The sequence below is a fragment of the Pseudomonas sp. Van50 genome (genome assembly GCF_055390755.1).
Map to the genome: position 1 here is coordinate 88931 of NZ_AP024343.1, position 16974 is coordinate 105904.

At 57.9% G+C, this 16974-nt stretch carries 15 protein-coding genes and 1 pseudogene; 4 read left to right on the top strand and 12 right to left on the bottom strand.

Going from position 1 to position 16974, the window contains the following annotated elements:
• Positions 1 to 68: 68 nt before the first annotated feature.
• Positions 69 to 764 carry a DUF1963 domain-containing protein gene (locus tag ACZ5M5_RS00400; RefSeq protein WP_464738427.1) on the bottom strand — a complete coding sequence of 232 codons (696 nt, stop codon included), beginning with the start codon at positions 762 to 764 and terminating at the stop codon, positions 69 to 71.
• A gap of 794 nt (positions 765 to 1558) precedes the next feature.
• On the opposite strand from ACZ5M5_RS00400, the gene ACZ5M5_RS00405 reads away from it, so the two are divergent.
• Positions 1559 to 2197 carry a hypothetical protein gene (locus ACZ5M5_RS00405; RefSeq protein ID WP_464738428.1) on the top strand — a complete coding sequence of 213 codons (639 nt, stop codon included), beginning with the start codon at positions 1559 to 1561 and terminating at the stop codon, positions 2195 to 2197.
• A 1-nt stretch (position 2198) separates the two neighbouring features.
• Positions 2199 to 4334 carry an NACHT domain-containing protein gene (locus ACZ5M5_RS00410; protein WP_464738429.1) on the top strand — a complete coding sequence of 712 codons (2136 nt, stop codon included), beginning with the start codon at positions 2199 to 2201 and terminating at the stop codon, positions 4332 to 4334.
• 246 nt (positions 4335 to 4580) lie between these two features.
• Here ACZ5M5_RS00410 and ACZ5M5_RS00415 read toward each other — a convergent pair whose 3' ends face one another.
• The 6 genes from ACZ5M5_RS00415 to ACZ5M5_RS00440 all read right to left on the bottom strand — a co-directional run bounded on the left by ACZ5M5_RS00415 (position 4581) and on the right by ACZ5M5_RS00440 (position 9603).
• On the bottom strand, positions 4581 to 4943 hold the full coding sequence (locus tag ACZ5M5_RS00415; protein WP_464738430.1) for a DUF6124 family protein: 363 nt from the start codon (positions 4941 to 4943) through the stop codon (positions 4581 to 4583).
• A gap of 754 nt (positions 4944 to 5697) precedes the next feature.
• Positions 5698 to 6333 (bottom strand): SCO family protein, encoded by a 636-nt coding sequence (locus tag ACZ5M5_RS00420; protein WP_092167730.1) that lies wholly within the window; start codon positions 6331 to 6333, stop codon positions 5698 to 5700.
• Complete coding sequence (gene cyoE, locus ACZ5M5_RS00425) at positions 6330 to 7229, bottom strand: heme o synthase (RefSeq protein WP_060739833.1); 900 nt, start codon at positions 7227 to 7229, stop codon at positions 6330 to 6332. The genes ACZ5M5_RS00420 and cyoE overlap by 4 nt, the downstream gene beginning before the upstream one ends.
• Positions 7217 to 8296: a COX15/CtaA family protein gene (locus ACZ5M5_RS00430; RefSeq protein WP_192261852.1), complete on the bottom strand. Its 1080-nt coding sequence runs from the start codon at positions 8294 to 8296 to the stop codon at positions 7217 to 7219. The genes cyoE and ACZ5M5_RS00430 overlap by 13 nt, the downstream gene beginning before the upstream one ends.
• 10 nt (positions 8297 to 8306) lie before the next feature.
• Positions 8307 to 8900, bottom strand: a complete 594-nt coding sequence (locus tag ACZ5M5_RS00435; protein WP_060743101.1) for a hypothetical protein — start codon at positions 8898 to 8900, stop codon at positions 8307 to 8309.
• On the bottom strand, positions 8866 to 9603 hold the full coding sequence (locus ACZ5M5_RS00440) for an SURF1 family protein (RefSeq protein ID WP_207283834.1): 738 nt from the start codon (positions 9601 to 9603) through the stop codon (positions 8866 to 8868). Before ACZ5M5_RS00440 ends, ACZ5M5_RS00435 begins: the two co-directional genes overlap by 35 nt.
• Positions 9604 to 9673: 70 nt before the next feature.
• On the opposite strand from ACZ5M5_RS00440, the gene ACZ5M5_RS00445 reads away from it, so the two are divergent.
• The gene (locus ACZ5M5_RS00445) at positions 9674 to 9877 is read left to right on the top strand and encodes a twin transmembrane helix small protein (protein WP_109752909.1); all 204 of its coding nucleotides are present in this window, start codon (positions 9674 to 9676) and stop codon (positions 9875 to 9877) included.
• Between the two features lie 24 nt (positions 9878 to 9901).
• Here ACZ5M5_RS00445 and ACZ5M5_RS00450 read toward each other — a convergent pair whose 3' ends face one another.
• From ACZ5M5_RS00450 to coxB, 4 genes and pseudogenes are all read right to left on the bottom strand, one after another.
• The gene (locus tag ACZ5M5_RS00450; RefSeq protein WP_207283833.1) at positions 9902 to 10789 is read right to left on the bottom strand and encodes a cytochrome c oxidase subunit 3; all 888 of its coding nucleotides are present in this window, start codon (positions 10787 to 10789) and stop codon (positions 9902 to 9904) included.
• Positions 10790 to 10813: 24 nt separating this feature from the next.
• A complete protein-coding gene (locus tag ACZ5M5_RS00455; protein WP_092167719.1) occupies positions 10814 to 11365 on the bottom strand; it encodes a cytochrome c oxidase assembly protein in 552 nt (183 codons plus the stop codon).
• Between the two features lie 121 nt (positions 11366 to 11486).
• Positions 11487 to 13078: pseudogene (gene ctaD / locus ACZ5M5_RS00460) on the bottom strand (cytochrome c oxidase subunit I).
• 82 nt (positions 13079 to 13160) lie between these two features.
• Positions 13161 to 14288, bottom strand: a complete 1128-nt coding sequence (coxB, locus tag ACZ5M5_RS00465; RefSeq protein ID WP_060739826.1) for a cytochrome c oxidase subunit II — start codon at positions 14286 to 14288, stop codon at positions 13161 to 13163.
• A gap of 373 nt (positions 14289 to 14661) precedes the next feature.
• Here coxB and ACZ5M5_RS00470 point away from each other — a divergent pair, with 373 nt between their 5' ends.
• Positions 14662 to 15312, top strand: a complete 651-nt coding sequence (locus ACZ5M5_RS00470) for a hypothetical protein (RefSeq protein WP_464738431.1) — start codon at positions 14662 to 14664, stop codon at positions 15310 to 15312.
• 127 nt (positions 15313 to 15439) lie between these two features.
• Here ACZ5M5_RS00470 and ACZ5M5_RS00475 read toward each other — a convergent pair whose 3' ends face one another.
• Positions 15440 to 16969, bottom strand: coding sequence for a SulP family inorganic anion transporter (locus tag ACZ5M5_RS00475; RefSeq protein ID WP_060739824.1), 1530 nt, complete (start codon positions 16967 to 16969; stop codon positions 15440 to 15442).
• Between the last annotated feature and the right edge of the window lie 5 nt (positions 16970 to 16974).

The window sequence follows — 16974 nt, forward strand, 5'->3', positions numbered from 1 at the left end:
CCCACCCAAAATCCTGTTTGCGAAATTGCATCCCACGTGTATCAGAAGTAAATCCGTCCCCCTATTTTTTAGTAAAAATCGTAATAAAGCGCCCACTCCCCAGTTTCGTTGTGCTTCCAGAACATCAGGCTCCCACTGTCGACCACATTCAGATTGATCTTCGCGTCCGATGAGATCTGGAACACAAACTCGAAGCCTTCACCCGGATCAACACCCGACTGGCAAAACGAAGGGTAACCGCCGAACTTGTGTTCATAGGTGTGGGTGACCAAGTCGTAATAGCTCTGTATCTCGCCCGCGCGTTCCAGCGTGAGGATTGCTTGCTCAAGGTCCTCCGGGACACCACCGCCATCCCACAGTGGAAAGTCCTCCGGCACCGCTTGCGCTTTCAGCGGGAAGGGTTTGAGAAACGCACCTGCCACCGGCAAAGACTTGCGCACCAACACATCATCCGGCCCATATTCGCGGATGACCCAATTATTCCCCATGGGCTCAAAGTGCTCGGGGAACGGGTTTGAAATGAACACCGTCAATATACGAACTCCCGCCAGCAGCGGGCTGTGGATGGGCAGGGCAGGCAGGTAAAACTGCGCATAGGGGAGCAACGGTTGCCCCGCCTGATTGGTGGGTACACTTTCATCAGGCCGGAACAGGAAGACGTTGCCCAGCCAGCTTTCTTCATCGGTGCCGGCAGGACGAAAGCCGCCGGCAATGAGCTTCACGGCGGGGCGGGCCAGGCGTTGCTTGATTTCCTGGATTTCCATGGCGATGTAAACCTCCTTTTTACTACAGGCATTAAGGCCGCAGATGGGCAGTGTACGAGAGTGGATAGCAGCGCTTTTTTGCCCAGGCTAGGCCGCATTAGCTTCCTTCACGGATGAGGGTGGGCCCTCCTCTAGCTCCCTGGGCCAATGACTTTCCCGAGGGCTCCTAGCGTACCTGAGTGTCATCGATACCGGCTCGGCCAGTGGTAAGGAAACGATAGGGCCCGAGGGCAAGGCTGCAAAGTCGGCGGATTCTGGTGCAGTTGCAGGCAAAGACGCGGGGATAGGTGGCTTGGAGGTGCAGTGCTTAGGTCCTGGCTTGGCCCACAGATGGTGGGGAAGCAGGAGCAAGCATTCATGCGAATGCTTTTGAAGGGGTGGATCTGAAATAATTCTGTCCCCTTATTTGCCCTCAGTTACGCCGGGCGACAGCGGTCGGTGCATCCTGCCTGGCTACCCGCTAACCCGTGCCTGACAGCTGGGGTGTATTCCAGCGAATGTGACCCACCCAAAATCCTGTTTGCGAAGTTGCACCCCGCGTGACCATCCGTATTCGTTCCCATTCGACCAGCCAATCAGGCATTGGCCAATACCCGCCGAAGAAGCGACCGGCAGAGAACGGCTATAGGAGGCCGATTAAGTCGGTCTGGCTTTCTCCTGGCTTGATAGACGAGTTCCCATAGACTGTTACTCGCGAATTTGATAGCGTTTGGCCATACATTTTTGAATGCAGAAATGCAAAAGCTGCGATCTGTCTTCACTCAAGAATCTTCACGACCTCAAGGACTAGACGAGTGATAACAGCAAATTTATTCATTGATTGGGATTCGGCTTCTCGGGTATCTACAATAAAACCCCAAAAAAACATGCCGCTTGCTTTAAGAATTTCTTGCACTATGCAAGCGTATACCCAGTTGCAGGAGAGAATAATAAGCAAGCTGTCAGAGATCGAACCTAAGTCACCAATAAAAATAATGAATACTAGAATTTATCATGGCTGGCATAGTGGCAGGACTCCTTCCCCTGATAAAGTTGCATGGGATAAAGTTAAACCTCAATTAAAAGCCGTTTCTAGAAATGGAATTTCCTATTTGCCTGATATAGAGTTTGGAAATGAACTTATATGCAGGGGTGCTCGAAGTCCTATTTACGATACTTTACGAGCGGATCGGAGTAATCCCGGCGCCTCCAACCAAAAAATGGTAGACACCGCTCTTGTTTCCGACCTTCTAAGTTTTTGTCGCTCTGAAAGCAGCAGTTTCAGGAGAAATGAAAAACCGACTACTATGGCCATAGTAGTCGGTGATGATGATGATCTTTTACCAGGTGTATTTGTTTCCGAAGCTTGGGGGTTGCCGACTTACGTGTTTCGAGTTACGCGCGATCACGACAATAGGCATTTAAGCACGCATGGAATAATTCATAGGATTTGAAATGAGCACAGCACAAGCAATCGAAGATATTAAATTATTCTGCGACCCGTTTACTGAGATCGCTCAAAAGCCTGTATCAGGGAAAAAGCGAATAATATTGATCCGTAACGGAAGAGAGCTAACTTTCGATATCGATGTGGAAACGGGTAGGATCTCGGCCCGGCATAAAAAAGCCGAATACAAAGACATTAAAGCACTTATTGCCTCAAGTGAGTTTTCCGATATTAAGAGGTTTGCAGAAACTCAAAAAAGATTTTTTTCTCAAACAAAGGAAAAGCCTCTAATCGAGTCGGAGATAAGCTATAGCGGAAATGACATACTGGCGAGAGACCTTGACGATAGCATAGAAAAAACAGAGGGCAAGGTAACTTTGGTTCTGCTAGACGGCCCAGCCGGAGTAGGCAAAACATTCCAAATTACTGAGTTAGCTAAAGCCCAATATAAAAAATTCCTCTCAGACAATATCAGTCCGCCTGTACTTATCATTTCGAGTAGTGGGCGTCGTCTATCTAACTTTAAGGACGTTCTCGCGGCCACCACTCAAGAGATGGGGGCATCTTTCACAGGTGCGCATGTTCCCATGCTTGTTAGGCACGGCTTATTGATTGCGGCTATTGATGGTTTCGACGAGCTTGTTGATGCTGATGGCTATGAGGACTCGTGGCGAGCCCTCAAGGAGTTTATTGAGGAAATCGGTAACTCCGGCAAGGTGATACTGGCTGCGCGAGACACGTTTCTCGACGAACAAGAATTAATTTCTCGAATTAGCACTGAAAATAAAGAAGCGATAGACTTAAAACTTGCACATATAAAACTTGCAACAACTGAAACTGCAATACAATACCTATCTAATTCCAAGTGGAAGCCTACTGACCTAGGCCAAGAAATTACAGCAGATATATTTTCCAATAACAGCTATGCCTTGCGCCCATTTTTTCTTAGTGTTCTGAGAGATGCCGGCGGATGGTCAAACGTGAACTCTGAAGGCTTTCGTTCATTCCTGGTAAACAATTTAATTGATCGCGAATCCAAAATACTTTCAAGGACCCTTGGCAACTTAAATAGTGAGGAGATTGCGCCAAGCTTGAACGCTCTTTTTGAAGAAGTATCCTTAGAGATGGCCTCTAGAGAAAACAATCTAATTGAAATAGATCACTTGGCGTTCCTAACAGACTATTGTTTCGGCGATTTGCTGGATGACAATTCTCGTCGAAAGCTTACGCATAAAGCTGGTAGTATTTCCCTCCTTGAAACCTCTGACATTAAGGATAAAAGGAAATTCCCTCACACTGAGGTGCAATATTACTTTCTAGGAAATGCCTTAATAGGACAGCTTGCTAAAAAAACCATACCTAGCGTGCTGCGCAGAACAATCTTAAGTGCTGAGCATCTTGAAGTATTTGCCGAGGTTTTCACACAAGCAGAACAAACTGCAAAAAAAGCAATGGACTACCTGCACGCGACAATCAACGGAGACTCATCTAACGATGGCCTAGCGTCTAATGGCGGGGCAATGGTGCTTTTAGGCTTTGCCATGGGGCTCGCTGACCGAATAGATTACCTTATAGTAAATGATGCAACTTTTGCCGGCGGATCGCCAGTCGGGATACTTCAGGATGTCACAATAAGCCGATTGGATATTTGCGGGAGCGATGTTTCAAATGTTACTTTTGACGAAGTTAAAGTCGGAACTCTCGTAGTGAATGAGTTTACGCTGTTCGGCAACAGCATACCGAGCATCGGCGCCCTAGAAATCCGGGGTGAGACCCCTCGAACTGAAAGAGACCCAGCCGAAATTGACATGTTCATTCGCAATCACTTTGCTGGTGCGGATATAGGAAAGTTCAGAGAGCACCCGGCAGTGAGCCTGTTGGAAAAAGTTGCTCGTAGATCAGTCAGATATTGCTATCTCCGCGATGGAGACGATGACGAGGGGTCGTTCATGCTCCGCGATGAGCATTGGCCTCAAGTTAAAAGTGTTTTACTTGCTCATGGACGAATGGAAATTAAGAAGGGCAAGCCGATGCACGGGAGGCCAGCCGCGCTCATGAGAATTAAGCGCCCTATCGAGTTAATCGATTATAAATCCTTGGATACATTGAATATTGTGGAGCAATTAGTTCGCGAAACCATTTAGTTTTGTTGTCGATCTCATTACGTGCTTTTTGCCAATAACTGCCAGGTCACTTAAGGCAGCTATTGGCCGGAAGCGGTTGTATCTGAACGTCTGCTATTGGCCGATTGCAGCCTATCGCTAGGGAGGACAATGGCGGTATATAGGAGAAAGAATTTGAGAATCTTTACAGCTTATTCGTCCGCTTCTGCAGATAGAGGAATTAAAACCCGACGCAAAACATCGGGCTTTTTCATTGGGGAAAAGATACTACTGCCGCGGCTCCACATTATCCAACACCCGATTCGCCAACAACGAACTCAGCTCAATCAACTGCTGGATACCCTGCGCCACATGACGCCTTGATCCATCCAGATCAAACGCCAGGTCACTCACCATGGCATCAGCCGAAGCCAGCGTCTCACTGAGATTAGCGAGCAGGCATTCGTTATCGAGGCCTTTCACGACGGTGAATAGCTGGCCCGGTTTGGGGTCGTCTTGAGATTTTTCCGATTTCGGTAGCAGGTAGTGATCGAGCACGCGTTTGGTGGTTTCGTCTTGCTGCTTGGCTTTGGATTTTGCGGATTGTGCGGTGGAGTCTACTTCTGGGGGATTCGGAGTAGCTTTGAACATTGGTGTGATCCTCGTAAGGAGCCGCTCCATCTCGCTACTAAACGGAAGGGTGGCGGCTGTGCGCAAGTTAGTAGACCGGCGAATCACACCAAAACCGGCGCGCCCGAAGGCGCCATGCGCACAGCCACCATCAAGAACAGGCAAATGCCTGACTGATGAGACTTGTACAACCGAGGTGTGAACCGGGCTACTAAACCCGACCACTGATGGGCAGTGGCAAGGAAACGATAGAACCCCGGGACAAGGCGCACAAGCGGGCGGATTCTGGCGTAGTTGTAGGCAAAGGCGCAAGGATGCGTGGGTTGGTGGTGGGGTGTAGGTGGGGGCTGTAGGAGCAGGGTTTGTCGGCGATGCGGGTGACTTGTTTTGGTCTGGAACCGTGTCGATTTCATCGCGAGCAAGCTCGCTCCCACAGGGATTGGGGGCTGTTGCAGATGCTGTGTTCACCAACACCCGGTGTGGGAGCGGGCTTGCTCGCGAAGAGGGCGGCACATTCAATATTGATGCAAGCTGACCTGCCGCTTTCGCGAGCAAGCCCGCTCCCACAGAGAGATTGGGGCAGGAGGCCTCTCGCCTCTCGCCCTGAACCCAGCCACCGCGTTGTGCCATGTTGATCGTGTTCAGCCTTTTGGGGGGCTGCTGCGCAGCCCAGCGGGAGCAAGCTCCCTCGCCACAATGGATTTCATTGCCACAAGGGACTTCCTCGCCACAAGGAATCGGCATGGCCTAGCTGAGCGGTGTGCCTCTGGAGGCGCTATTTACGCTTCAGCATCTCCGGCAACTGCGCCACCAGTTTCTGGTTATTCAACGGTGCACGAATAAACCCACGCTGAGTACCGTCCGGCCCGATGACGGCGAGGTTGCCGCTGTGATCAACCGTGTAGTTAGGCTTACTGGTATCCGCCGGAATGAACGGAATGCTCACCGCATTCGCCAGTTTCTGCAGGTCTTCAACCGATGAAGCCGTCAGGCCTACGAACTGCGGATCGAAGTACCCCAGGTACTGCTTCAGTTGCTTGGGCGTGTCGCGGTTCGGGTCGACGCTGACCAGTACGATCTGCAACTTATCCACAGCCTCTTTCGGCAACTCGCTTTTGATCTGGCGCAGTTGGGCGAGGGTGGTGGGGCAGATGTCCGGGCAGAAGGTGTAGCCGAAGAACAACAGGCTCCACTTATCCTTCAAGCCATCGATTGCCACGGGCTGGCCGTCCTGGTCGGTCATTTTCACGTCCGGCAGGTTGCGGCTCTGGGGCAGCAGGATGATGCCGGCGTCGATCAGCGCGGTCGGGTCGCCCTGGCCTTTGCCCGACAGCACCTTGTTGATGGTCAGGCCGAGGATCAGTGCGATCACGGCCACGAGGATGAAGACGGTTTTCTGGGTTCGAGTCATAGGCTCAACAGTAAGTAATGATCTACAAGCAGGGCGATGAACAGCAGGAACAAGTAGTAGATAGAGTACTTGAACGTATTGATCGCCGCGTGCGGCCGACTGCCACGGTACAACACCACGGCCCATTGCAGGAACCTGGCGCCCAGTACGAGCGCGCAGACAAGATAGAGCATCCCGCTCATATGGATCACGAACGGCATCAGGCTCACCGCCAGCAGCACCAGGGTGTAGAGCAGGATATGGATCTTGGTGTAGTGCTCGCCGTGGGTGACCGGCAGCATCGGGATGTCGGCCTTGGCGTATTCCTCTTTGCGGTGGATCGCCAGGGCCCAGAAATGCGGTGGGGTCCAGGCGAAGATGATCAGCACCAACAACAGTGGTTCGGCGCTGACATGCCCGGTGGCCGCGACCCAGCCCAGCAGCGGTGGCGCTGCGCCGGCGAGGCCGCCGATGACGATGTTCTGCGGCGTTGCGCGTTTGAGGAAGCCGGTGTAGACCACCGCGTAACCCAGCAATGAGGCGAGGGTCAGCCAGGCCGTCAGTGGGTTGGTGAAGGCCAGCAGCAAGGCTTGGCCGATCACGGCCAGGGCCAGGGCGAAGGTCAGCGCGGCGGCGGGGGAGATGCGCCCTTCGGCCAGTGGCCGTTTGTGGGTGCGGGCCATGACTGCGTCGATGCGCCGGTCCACCACATGGTTGACCGCCGCCGCGCCGCCGGCACACAGGGCGATGCCCAGGTTGCCGAACACCAGCACCGTCCACGGCACGCCAGCACGGGTGGCGAGGAACATGCCCACCAGCGAGGTGATCAGCATCAGCACCACCACTTTCGGCTTGGTCAGCTCCAGGTAATCGCGCCAGATCGCTTGGCTGTGGCGTTCACCGGTCAAGGTTGCCATGGCATCTCTCCTTTTATTGTTAGGGGGCTGGCGCCGTGTTTATGCGGGTTGAACCGCCAGCGCAGCGGGACTTGATGCTTGACCCGGACCAGGCTGGTACGGGCGTGATAGTTGACCAATACCAGGGTCAGCAGCAACGCGGCGCCTCCGGCGTTGTGGGCGACGGCCACCGGCAGCGGCAGATGGAACAGCACGTTGCTGATGCCCAGGGTGATCTGCGCCGCCAGTGCCGTCAGCACCAGCCCGGCCAGGCGAGTCATGCCGACGGTTTTCAGTTGCCAGGCCAGCCCCAGCAGCACCACGGTCACCAGCAAGGCGCCGATGCGGTGGGTCAAGTGGATGGCGGTGCGGGCGTCGCTGTCCAGTTGCCCGCCCAAGTAGTTGGGGCCGATGTGCTGGGTCAGGTGGAAGCCGTTGGCAAAGTCGGCCGGTGGCAGCCATTGGCCGTGGCAGGTGGGGAAATCGATGCAGGCCACGGCGGCGTAATTGGAGCTGACCCAGCCGCCGAGGGCGATCTGGCCGATCACCAGCAGCAGCCCGGCGGTGGCCCAATGTTGCAGGCGCTTGGGCACGGTCAGCGCCGGCAGCACGCCGGATAATCGCAAGGTCAGCAGGAACAACAGGCTCAACGTCGCGAAGCCGCCCAGCAAATGCCCGGTGACCACCTGCGGCCAGAGCTTCAGGGTCACGGTCCACATGCCGAATGCCGCTTGCGCGAAGACCACCGCCAGCAGAAATAGCGGCAACTTCAATGGTTGGCCCGGGCGGTGGCGGTTCATCCAGGACCGTGCCGCCAACGCTACGATCATCAAGCCCAAGGCCCCGGCGAAGTAGCGATGGACCATCTCGTTCCAGCCCTTGTGGGCTTCCACCGGGGTGTCGGGAAAGTGCAACTCGGCATGGGCCAGTTGGGCTTCGCTCTTGGGCACGCTGATGAACCCGTAGCAACCGGGCCAGTCGGGGCAGCCGAGACCGGCGTGGGTCAGCCGGGTGTAGGCGCCCAGCAGGACGACGATCAATGCCAGCAGCGTGGCAAACAGCGCGAGGCGAAATCCAGGTTTGGCCATGTCGATGCCCTCATCCGATGTTCGACAGTTTCAGCAAATGGCGCAGGTCGTTGAGCAGGTCCTTGCCCTTGACCCGGGCGTCGTAGCGCAGCACCAGGTTGCTGTGGGGGTCGATGATCCACAGTTGGGCGCCGCCGGAGCCCTGGGCGCCTTTCTGATAGGCCGGCAGGTCCAGTGGATAACGTTGCAATTGCGGGTATTCGCGCTGCAATTGCCCGTCATATTCAGCGTCCAGCGGTTGTGCGATAGCCAAGGCGTGGCTGGCGCGGGAGGCGTCGCGGCCGAGGCCGATCTGCACCTGCCGGGCCAGGTACACCAGTTGCCGGCAATCCACTGAGCATTCCTGTGGCGCCGTGACCAGGATCTGCCAGCGCTGTTCATCGGCCTGCACGCCAATCTCGGCGCGGGTCTGGCCGGTGCCGATCAGTTCGCCGTGGTAGCTGCGGCTGTCGGGCACCCAGAACTGGAACTTGTACATGCCGGTGGCCAGGATCATCGGGCCGATCACCCCCAGCACGATCAGCAGCAATTGCACGCGGCCCTTGCGACGGTTGTGTGCCGCGGGCGCCTCAGACGTGTTGGTTGGATTCATGGTGCTTCCCATGGTGTCTCCCTGCGTTGTGCCATCCGAGATAAAGAAAAAGGCCGAACAGGGCCGCCGCCATGGCGAACCACTGCACGGCATAACCGAGGTGTTTTTCCGGACCCATGGCCACCACCGGCCAATCGGTCCGGTAGGCGCCGGGGCCGCTTTGTTGGCGCATTTCATAGGCGAAGCCGCTGCGGCCCAGGTCGGCCCAGAGCTTGTCCGGCTCGATGGCAGTGACCAGTCGCGGCCAGGGGGCGCCCGCCGGGTCGGCGTGGAGCTGGAACGTCGCGCCCGGTGCGACATAGACCCAGGCCTGGAGGCTGATGGATTGTTCCGGCGTGTCGAAGACCGGCGGGGTACGCCGGTCCGGCCAGGGCAGCCAGCCGCGATTGACCAGCAGCCACAGCCCGGTGCGGTGGTCGAGGAACGGCTGCAGCAATTCGACGCCGACCTTGCCGTCGTGTTGGCGGTTATCCAGCAGGATGCTGTGCTCGGCGTCGAACTGGCCCTGCAGCGTGACCGCTCGAAAGGCTGGGTCGGTGGTGTGCGCCAGCTCGGTGCTGTCCAACGGCGGCGCCACGCGGCGCTCGGCGTAAGTGTCCATGAGCACGCGTTTTTGTTCGCCACGGCTCAATTGCCAGAACCCCAGGCACACCATCACCGGCACCAGCACGGCCACCACCAGAGACGGCACGATGCCTGGCCGGAAACCTTTCATGGCGCCGTCCGAAAGCCGTCGAACGGGATAGCTATACTCACGTGCATCGCGTCCCCCCGGAGTGTTCCTGATGCTAAAAGCAGCCATCGTCCTGATGCTGATTGCCACGATTGCCAGCCTGTTCAGCGGCCTGTTTTTTCTGGTCAAGGACGACAGCGATTCCAATCGCCTGGTCATCGCCCTGGCGGTGCGGGTCAGCCTGGCCGCTGTCACCGTCGGCTTGATCGCCTGGGGTTTCTTCAGCGGCCAGTTGGTGTCCCACGCTCCCTGGTAAAGAGCCGCCTTGGTAACGTCTGCCTCAGAGCACGTAGACGAAGATGAACAAGCCGATCCACACCACATCGACGAAGTGCCAGTACCAGCTCGCCGCCTCGAAGCCGAACTGGTGCTCGTTGTCGAAGTGCCCGCGCAGGATCCGCATCAGCATCACGAACAAAATGATCGTGCCGATGGTGACGTGGGCGCCGTGAAAGCCCGTGAGCATGAAAAAGGTCGCGCCGTAGACGCCGGAGCCCAGGGTCAGGCCCAGCTCTTTATAGGCGTGGATGTATTCCTCGGCCTGGAAACCCAGGAAGGCGCAACCCAGCAGTACGGTGATCGCCAACCAGATTTTCAGCGCGCCGCGATGGCCTTTTTTCAAGGCATGGTGGGCGATGGTGACGGTGACGCTGGAGCTGACCAGCAGAATGGTGTTGAGCAGCGGCAAGCCCCAGGGGCTGATGACCTCCTTGGGCGCCGGGAAGAGTTTCGGGTCGGGGTTGTTCAGCAACGGCCAGGCGAACTCGAAGGTCGGCCAGAGCATATGGGAAATGCCCTTGGCGCCTTCACCGGCCAAACCTGGCGCGGAGATCGTGCGCACGTAAAACAGCGCGCCGAAGAACGCGATGAAGAACATCACTTCGGAAAAGATGAACCAGCTCATGCCCCAGCGGAACGAGCGGTCGAGCTGGGCGCTGTACAGCCCGGCGCGGCTTTCCTTGATCACCGCGCCGAACCAGCCGAACAGCATGTAGGCCACCAGCAGGCCGCCGACGAAAAAGATCAGCGGGCCGTGGGATTCGGGCCGGGCGGCTTTCAGGTCGTTGAACCAGGTCGCCAGGCCGTACACCGTGACGAACATCCCGACCGTGGCGATGATCGGCCATTTGCTCTGGGCCGGAACGTAATAGTGTTCGTGAGTTGCCATTTATTGTTCTCCTTATCGGGCACGCTATCGGTCAGTGTTTAAAGCCACCGGTGGATGACGAGCGGTGATGTCGAACAGCGTGTAGGACAGCGTCAGGTGCTTCACTTCCTTGGGCATGTCCCGGTCGACGATGAAGCGCATGGGCATTTCGATGCGTTCGCCGGGTTGCAGCACTTGCTGGGTAAAACAAAAACATTCGGTCTTGTGGAAATACGCCGCCGCGGTGCTCGGTGCGATGCTCGGCACCGCCTGGGCACTCATCGGCCGGTCGGTGGGGTTGTGGGCGACAAACACCATTTCGTTCACCGCCCCCGGCTGGACCACCAACTGATCGCCCTTGGGGTAGAAGTCCCAGGGCATGTCCACCGAATTGGTCGACAGGAACTGCACGCGAACCTGGCGCGACTCATCGACGGTCTGCTCGCCTTCGTACTGCCCGGCGGTCTTGCCGTTGATGCCGAACGCCTTGCACATCACGTCGTAGATCGGCACCAGGGCAAACCCGAAGATGAACATGGCCACCACCACCAGCAGCAGGCGGGTGACCAGTTTCTTCATCGAAATCGAATCAGCCATGATTTCCAGTCCCTACCAAGAACCCTGTGGGAGCGAGCTTGCTCGCGATAGCGGTGTGTCTGACACACCGAGTCGCTGCCATCGCGAGCAAGCTCGCTCCCACATAAGGCCCCGGTGTCATCTATTTCACTTCCGGCGGCGTAGTAAAGGTGTGGTACGGCGCCGGCGACGGCACGCTCCACTCCAGCCCTTCGGCACCGTCCCAAGGCTTGGCCGGTGCGGGTGGGCCGCCGCGGATGGTCTTGATCACGATGAACAGGAAGAAGATCTGCGTGGTGCCGAACATGAACGCGCCGATGGAGGAGACCATGTTGAAGTCGGCGAACTGCAGGTTGTAGTCGGGAATCCGCCGGGGCATGCCGGCCAGGCCGACGAAGTGCATCGGGAAGAACGCCAGGTTCATCCCAATGAACGACAGCCAGAAGTGCAGCTTGCCGAGGGTTTCGTCGTACATGTGGCCGGTCCATTTCGGCAGCCAGTAGTAGGCCGAGGCGAAGATCCCGAAGATCGCGCCGGGCACCAGCACATAGTGGAAATGCGCGACCACGAAGTAGGTGTCCTGGTACTGGAAGTCCGCCGGGGCGATGGCCAGCATCAGCCCGGAGAAACCACCGATGGAAAACAGGATCACGAACGCCACGGCAAACAGCATCGGCGTCTCGAAGGTCAGCGAGCCTTGCCACATGGTGCTGGCCCAGTTGAACACCTTCACCCCGGTGGGCACGGCGATCAGCAGGGTGGCGTACATGAAGAACAGCTCGCCCACCAGCGGAATGCCGACCACGAACATGTGGTGCGCCCAGACGATGAACGACAGGAACGCGATGGCGGCCGTGGCGTAGACCATCGAGGTGTAGCCGAACAACGGCTTGCGCGAGAACGCCGGGATGATCGAGCTGACGGCACCGAAGGCCGGCAGGATCATGATGTACACCTCGGGGTGGCCGAAGAACCAGAACACGTGCTGGAACAGCACCGGGTCACCGCCACCGGCGGCACTGAAGAAGCTGGTGCCGAAGTGGATGTCCATCAGCATCATCGTCACGCAGCCGGCCAGCACCGGCATCACCGCGATCAGCAGGAACGCGGTGATCAGCCAGGTCCAGACGAACAGCGGCATTTTCATCAGGGTCATGCCGGGGGCTCGCAGGTTGAGGATGGTGGCGATCACGTTGATCGCGCCCATGATCGAGCTGATGCCCATCAGGTGGATGGCGAAGATGAAGAACGTCACGCTTTCCGGCGCATAGGTGGTGGACAGTGGTGCGTAGAAGGTCCAGCCGAAGTTCGGCCCGCCCCCGGGGTGAACAGCGTTGACACCAGCATCAGGAACGCCGCCGGCAACAGCCAGAAGCTGAAGTTGTTCATGCGCGGCAGGGCCATGTCCGGCGCGCCGATCATCAGCGGGATCATCCAGTTGGCGAGGCCGACGAACGCCGGCATCACCGCGCCGAAGACCATCACCAGGCCGTGCATGGTGGTCATCTGGTTGAAGAATTCCGGCTGCACGATCTGCAGGCCGGGCTGGAACAGCTCGGCGCGGATCACCATGGCGAACGAACCGCCCAGCAGGAACATTGAGAAAGCGAACCACAGGTACAGCGTGCCGATATCCTTGTGGTTGGTGGTCAGCACCCAGCGCATCAGGCCCTTGGCGGGGCCGTGGGCGTGGTCGGCACCGGCATGACCGTGGTCATCGATCACAGCACTCATGTCCTGTCTCCTTCGAACGAGTGGGCTGGACGGCGCGGGGCGATGAGCCCCGACCGGTTACGGGAACACACGTCAGGCCGGCTCATTTGCTTTCCGCCTGTTTGAGTTCCAGCACTTCTTTAGGCGTAACCATGTCGCCCTTGTTGTTGCCCCAGGCGTTACGTTCATAGGTCACGACCGCGGCGATATCGACTTCCGACAGCTGCTTGCCGAACGCGGCCATGGACGTGCCGGGCTTGCCGTGGAAGACGAGGCTCAGGTGATCAGCCTTGGGCCCGGTGGCGATCTTCGAACCCTTGAGCGCCGGGAACATCGGTGGCAGACCCTGGCCTTCGGCCTGGTGACAGGCCACGCAGGTGGTGTGGTAGACCTTGTCGCCACGTTCCTTGAGTTCTTCGAGCGTCCATTCCTTGCTGGTCAGCTCTTTGAGCTGCGCGGCTTCGGCCTTGCGTTCGCCCAGCCATTTTTCATAGTCGGGCTTGCTCTTGACCTCCACCACGATCGGCATGAAACCGTGGTCCTTGCCGCACAGCTCGGCGCATTGGCCGCGGTACAGGCCGGGCTTGTCGACACGGGTCCAGGCTTCGTTGACGAACCCGGGGATCGCATCGCGCTTGACCGCGAAGGCCGGCACCCACCAGGAGTGGATCACGTCGGCGGAGGTCACCAGAAAGCGCACCTTGGCATCGACCGGCAGCACCAGCGGCTTGTCGACCTCCAGCAGGTAATGCTCGCCCTTGGCGCTCTGGTTATGGATCTGTTCGGCGGGGGTCGCCAGGTTGCTGAAGAACTCGACGTCCTGGCCCAGGTACTTGTAGTGCCACTTCCATTGATAGCCAGTGATCTGGATATCGATGTCCGACTCGCTGGAGTCGTACATCTTGATCAAGGTGGCGGTGGCGGGAATCGCCATCAGCACCAGGATCACGAAGGGCACGATGGTCCAGAGGATTTCGACGCGAGTGTTTTCGTGGAAATGCGCGGCATTCTGGCCGGTTGAACGGCGGTGCATCATCATCGACCAGAACATGGCGCCGAAGACGATGATGCCGATGACCACACAGATCCAGAAGATGGTCATGTGCAGGTCGAACACTGCGTTGCTGATCTGTGTCGCTCCAGGCGCCATATTCACAGTCCAGGCCGCTTGTGCCTGGCTGAAAATCGACCACAACAGGAGGCCCATCCATACGTGTGGATGTCGCGTCATTGCGGGTTCCCCTTATCGTTCTTGTTATCCCGTAGGCGTAACGCCTGCGGCAAGGGAGAGCGGCTACATCAGACTACGAACTCGACCGCCGTGCCTTGCTGCCTATGTATCGGGTTCATCAGCTAACTCCATTCCAACCCGAGTATAGACAGCACCTGCAACCTCGCAACGCGATGGCGTAAATCGTTTGAAACAGCCGGGGCTTGCGCTAGAGCCCACGAATGGAGAAGGATGCGAGCCTGAGTGATGGCAAACCGATATAACTGCGACGCAGCAAGGATGAGGCGGTTATGAAAAATAGGTCTTAGGAGTGTTTTTGGGCCAGCTAAGTTATGTCTTCCCTATTTCTTTGCCTTTGTTTCCTGGAGTTGTCATGAACACCGCCGCATTGCGCGAGCAGATCCAAAAAGCCCAACAACACGAAGCCGAGACCGGCCAGTTGAGCCGTCAGTTGACGGCCCAACTGCCGAACCTGCACCGAGCCATTCAATTGCCGGACGCGAACGCCAACGACGTCCTGGCGCGTTTTGTCGCCGCCTACATTGATGAAGTCCCCGACCTGCTGGATGCCGCCAATGATGTCGCCAGGGAGGCGGGTATCGAGTCGCAGATCAAACCGGTACTGAAGATTGCCGAACAGTACTTCCTCCAGCCGCCGACCATCATGGCCGGGCATGTCGGGCTCGACAGCCTCCTGGACGAAGCCTACCTGGCCCATCGGTTCGTCGAAGAGGTCAACGACCTGTACATCAAGCATTTCGGCCAGCCATTGATCCCCTTGGACATGACGGTCGCCAATCTGATCGCTCACCAGTTGATCGGTGAGGCATTTGCCAACCAACTCGATGAAGTGGTCCATCACACGTTCGATGAGATGCTCAACGACGAGACGTTTGCATTGGAGTCGGTAGAAACCTACCGCGAGAAGCTCAGCAGCCCGCAAACCGGCGCGGCCTGGAAGCGCTGGCCGTGCATGTCCCGTCGTCTGGGCGTGGGACTGGAGCTGGATCAGCCGGCGGCTTGATCCATCAGAACAACTTAAAACCTTTGTGGGAGCGAGCTTGCTCGCGATTGTATTGGACCAGCAACATCACAGTTGGCTGATACACCGCCATCGCGAGCAAGCTCGCTCCCACAGGGTTTCTTGGGTGTCAGGCGGACGCCGCGCCAACCCCCACGGTCGTGCGCAACCGCCCCTCCAACCTACGCTTGAGTCCGCGGGATTCGATCAGCAGCTTCGAACCCTTGCTGGCATTCGCCCGGCCCCATTCTTCCAGCAACTCCAGGCACGAGTGGTCGATGTAGCTCAGGTTATTGAGCGGCACATGCACGGTGGCGCCGGTCGGTATGGTGCCCAGTACCTGGGTCAATGCCGGCACCTTGAGGAAGGTGGCGGCTCCGACCAGGCGCAGTTCCATCTCACCTTCCTGGGGCAGGTCGATCAGGCTGATTTTCAGGCGCGAGGCTTTCCAGGCCAGTTTCGCCAGGGTCAGGCCGAAGCCAATCAGCACACCGGTCAGCAGGTCGGTGAAGATGATCGCCAACGCCGTCGCGGCGTAAACGAACATCGGCATCCGGCCATAACGGCCCAGGCTGCGAAACGCCTTGAGGTCTACCAGTTTGAAACCGGTGTAGACCAGCACACCCGCCAGGCTCGCCACCGGAATGCTTTGCAGCACGCTGGACAGCAACAGCACGAACAGCAGCAACCACAGACCGTGGAAAATCGTCGACATCCGCGTGGTGGCCCCGGCCTGGACGTTGGCCGAGCTGCGCACGATCACCCCGGTCATCGGCAAGGCGCCGAGCAGGCCGCAGAGCATGTTGCCGATACCTTGTGCCGACAGTTCCCGGTCAAAGTCCGCCCGTTCACCGCTGTGCATGCGATCCACGGCGGCCGCTGACAGCAGGGTTTCGGCGCTGGCGATGAAAGCCACCGCGAACGCGGCGATCAGCAGTGTCGGGTCGGCCAGGTTCAGCAGGTCCGCCGGGCGCAGCCAATCAATGGCTTCAGCCATGTTCTCCGGCACTTCCACCCGCTTGACCTGCAAGGCCAGCAGCAGGCTGGCGACGGTCGCCAGGCCGACACCCAGCAAAGCACCGGGAACGAAGCGCAGACTGTGGGGGCGAAACTTTTCCCACAGCCACATCACCGCAATCGTCGACAGACCGAGCAGGCCCGCCTGCCAGCCGAAGGACGGCAAGGCCTGGGCCACTGCCGCCGGGAACGCCGCCAGGTTATCCAGCCCGGAAGGCTTGGGCGCGGCGTCGAGCATCACATGGACCTGGGACAGTATGATCAGCACGCCAATACCTGCGAGCATGCCGTACACCACGGCCGGCGCGGTGACCCGGAACCAGCAGCCCAGGCGAAAACGCCCGGCCAACAATTGCAGCAGACCGGCCAGCAACAGGATCGGCCCGAGCATCGCCACGCCATGCTGGCGCACCAGCTCGAAGACCAACACCGCCAAGCCGGCGGCCGGGCCACTGACTTGCAGCTTCGAGCCGGCCAGGAAACCCACCACCAAACCACCGATGATGCCGGTGATCAAACCTTTGGCCGGTGGCAGGCCAGAGGCGATGGCGATGCCCATGCACAAAGGCAGGGCCACCAGAAACACAACCACCGAAGCCAATAGCTCCCGTGGCAGTACAGCTTTTAGTTGAGCAGCACGCATGGCGA

Coding starts and splice junctions, on each gene's coding strand:
- ACZ5M5_RS00400 (WP_464738427.1), bottom strand. CDS start 764: ATGGAAATCCAGGAAATCAAGCAACGCCTGGCCCGCCCCGCCGTGAAG.
- ACZ5M5_RS00410 (WP_464738429.1), top strand. CDS start 2,199: ATGAGCACAGCACAAGCAATCGAAGATATTAAATTATTCTGCGACCCG.
- ACZ5M5_RS00415 (WP_464738430.1), bottom strand. CDS start 4,943: ATGTTCAAAGCTACTCCGAATCCCCCAGAAGTAGACTCCACCGCACAA.
- ACZ5M5_RS00420 (WP_092167730.1), bottom strand. CDS start 6,333: ATGACTCGAACCCAGAAAACCGTCTTCATCCTCGTGGCCGTGATCGCA.
- cyoE (WP_060739833.1), bottom strand. CDS start 7,229: ATGGCAACCTTGACCGGTGAACGCCACAGCCAAGCGATCTGGCGCGAT.
- ACZ5M5_RS00430 (WP_192261852.1), bottom strand. CDS start 8,296: ATGGCCAAACCTGGATTTCGCCTCGCGCTGTTTGCCACGCTGCTGGCA.
- ACZ5M5_RS00435 (WP_060743101.1), bottom strand. CDS start 8,900: ATGGGAAGCACCATGAATCCAACCAACACGTCTGAGGCGCCCGCGGCA.
- ACZ5M5_RS00440 (WP_207283834.1), bottom strand. CDS start 9,603: ATGAAAGGTTTCCGGCCAGGCATCGTGCCGTCTCTGGTGGTGGCCGTG.
- ACZ5M5_RS00445 (WP_109752909.1), top strand. CDS start 9,674: ATGCTAAAAGCAGCCATCGTCCTGATGCTGATTGCCACGATTGCCAGC.
- ACZ5M5_RS00450 (WP_207283833.1), bottom strand. CDS start 10,789: ATGGCAACTCACGAACACTATTACGTTCCGGCCCAGAGCAAATGGCCG.
- ACZ5M5_RS00455 (WP_092167719.1), bottom strand. CDS start 11,365: ATGGCTGATTCGATTTCGATGAAGAAACTGGTCACCCGCCTGCTGCTG.
- coxB (WP_060739826.1), bottom strand. CDS start 14,288: ATGACGCGACATCCACACGTATGGATGGGCCTCCTGTTGTGGTCGATT.
- ACZ5M5_RS00470 (WP_464738431.1), top strand. CDS start 14,662: ATGAACACCGCCGCATTGCGCGAGCAGATCCAAAAAGCCCAACAACAC.
- ACZ5M5_RS00475 (WP_060739824.1), bottom strand. CDS start 16,969: ATGCGTGCTGCTCAACTAAAAGCTGTACTGCCACGGGAGCTATTGGCT.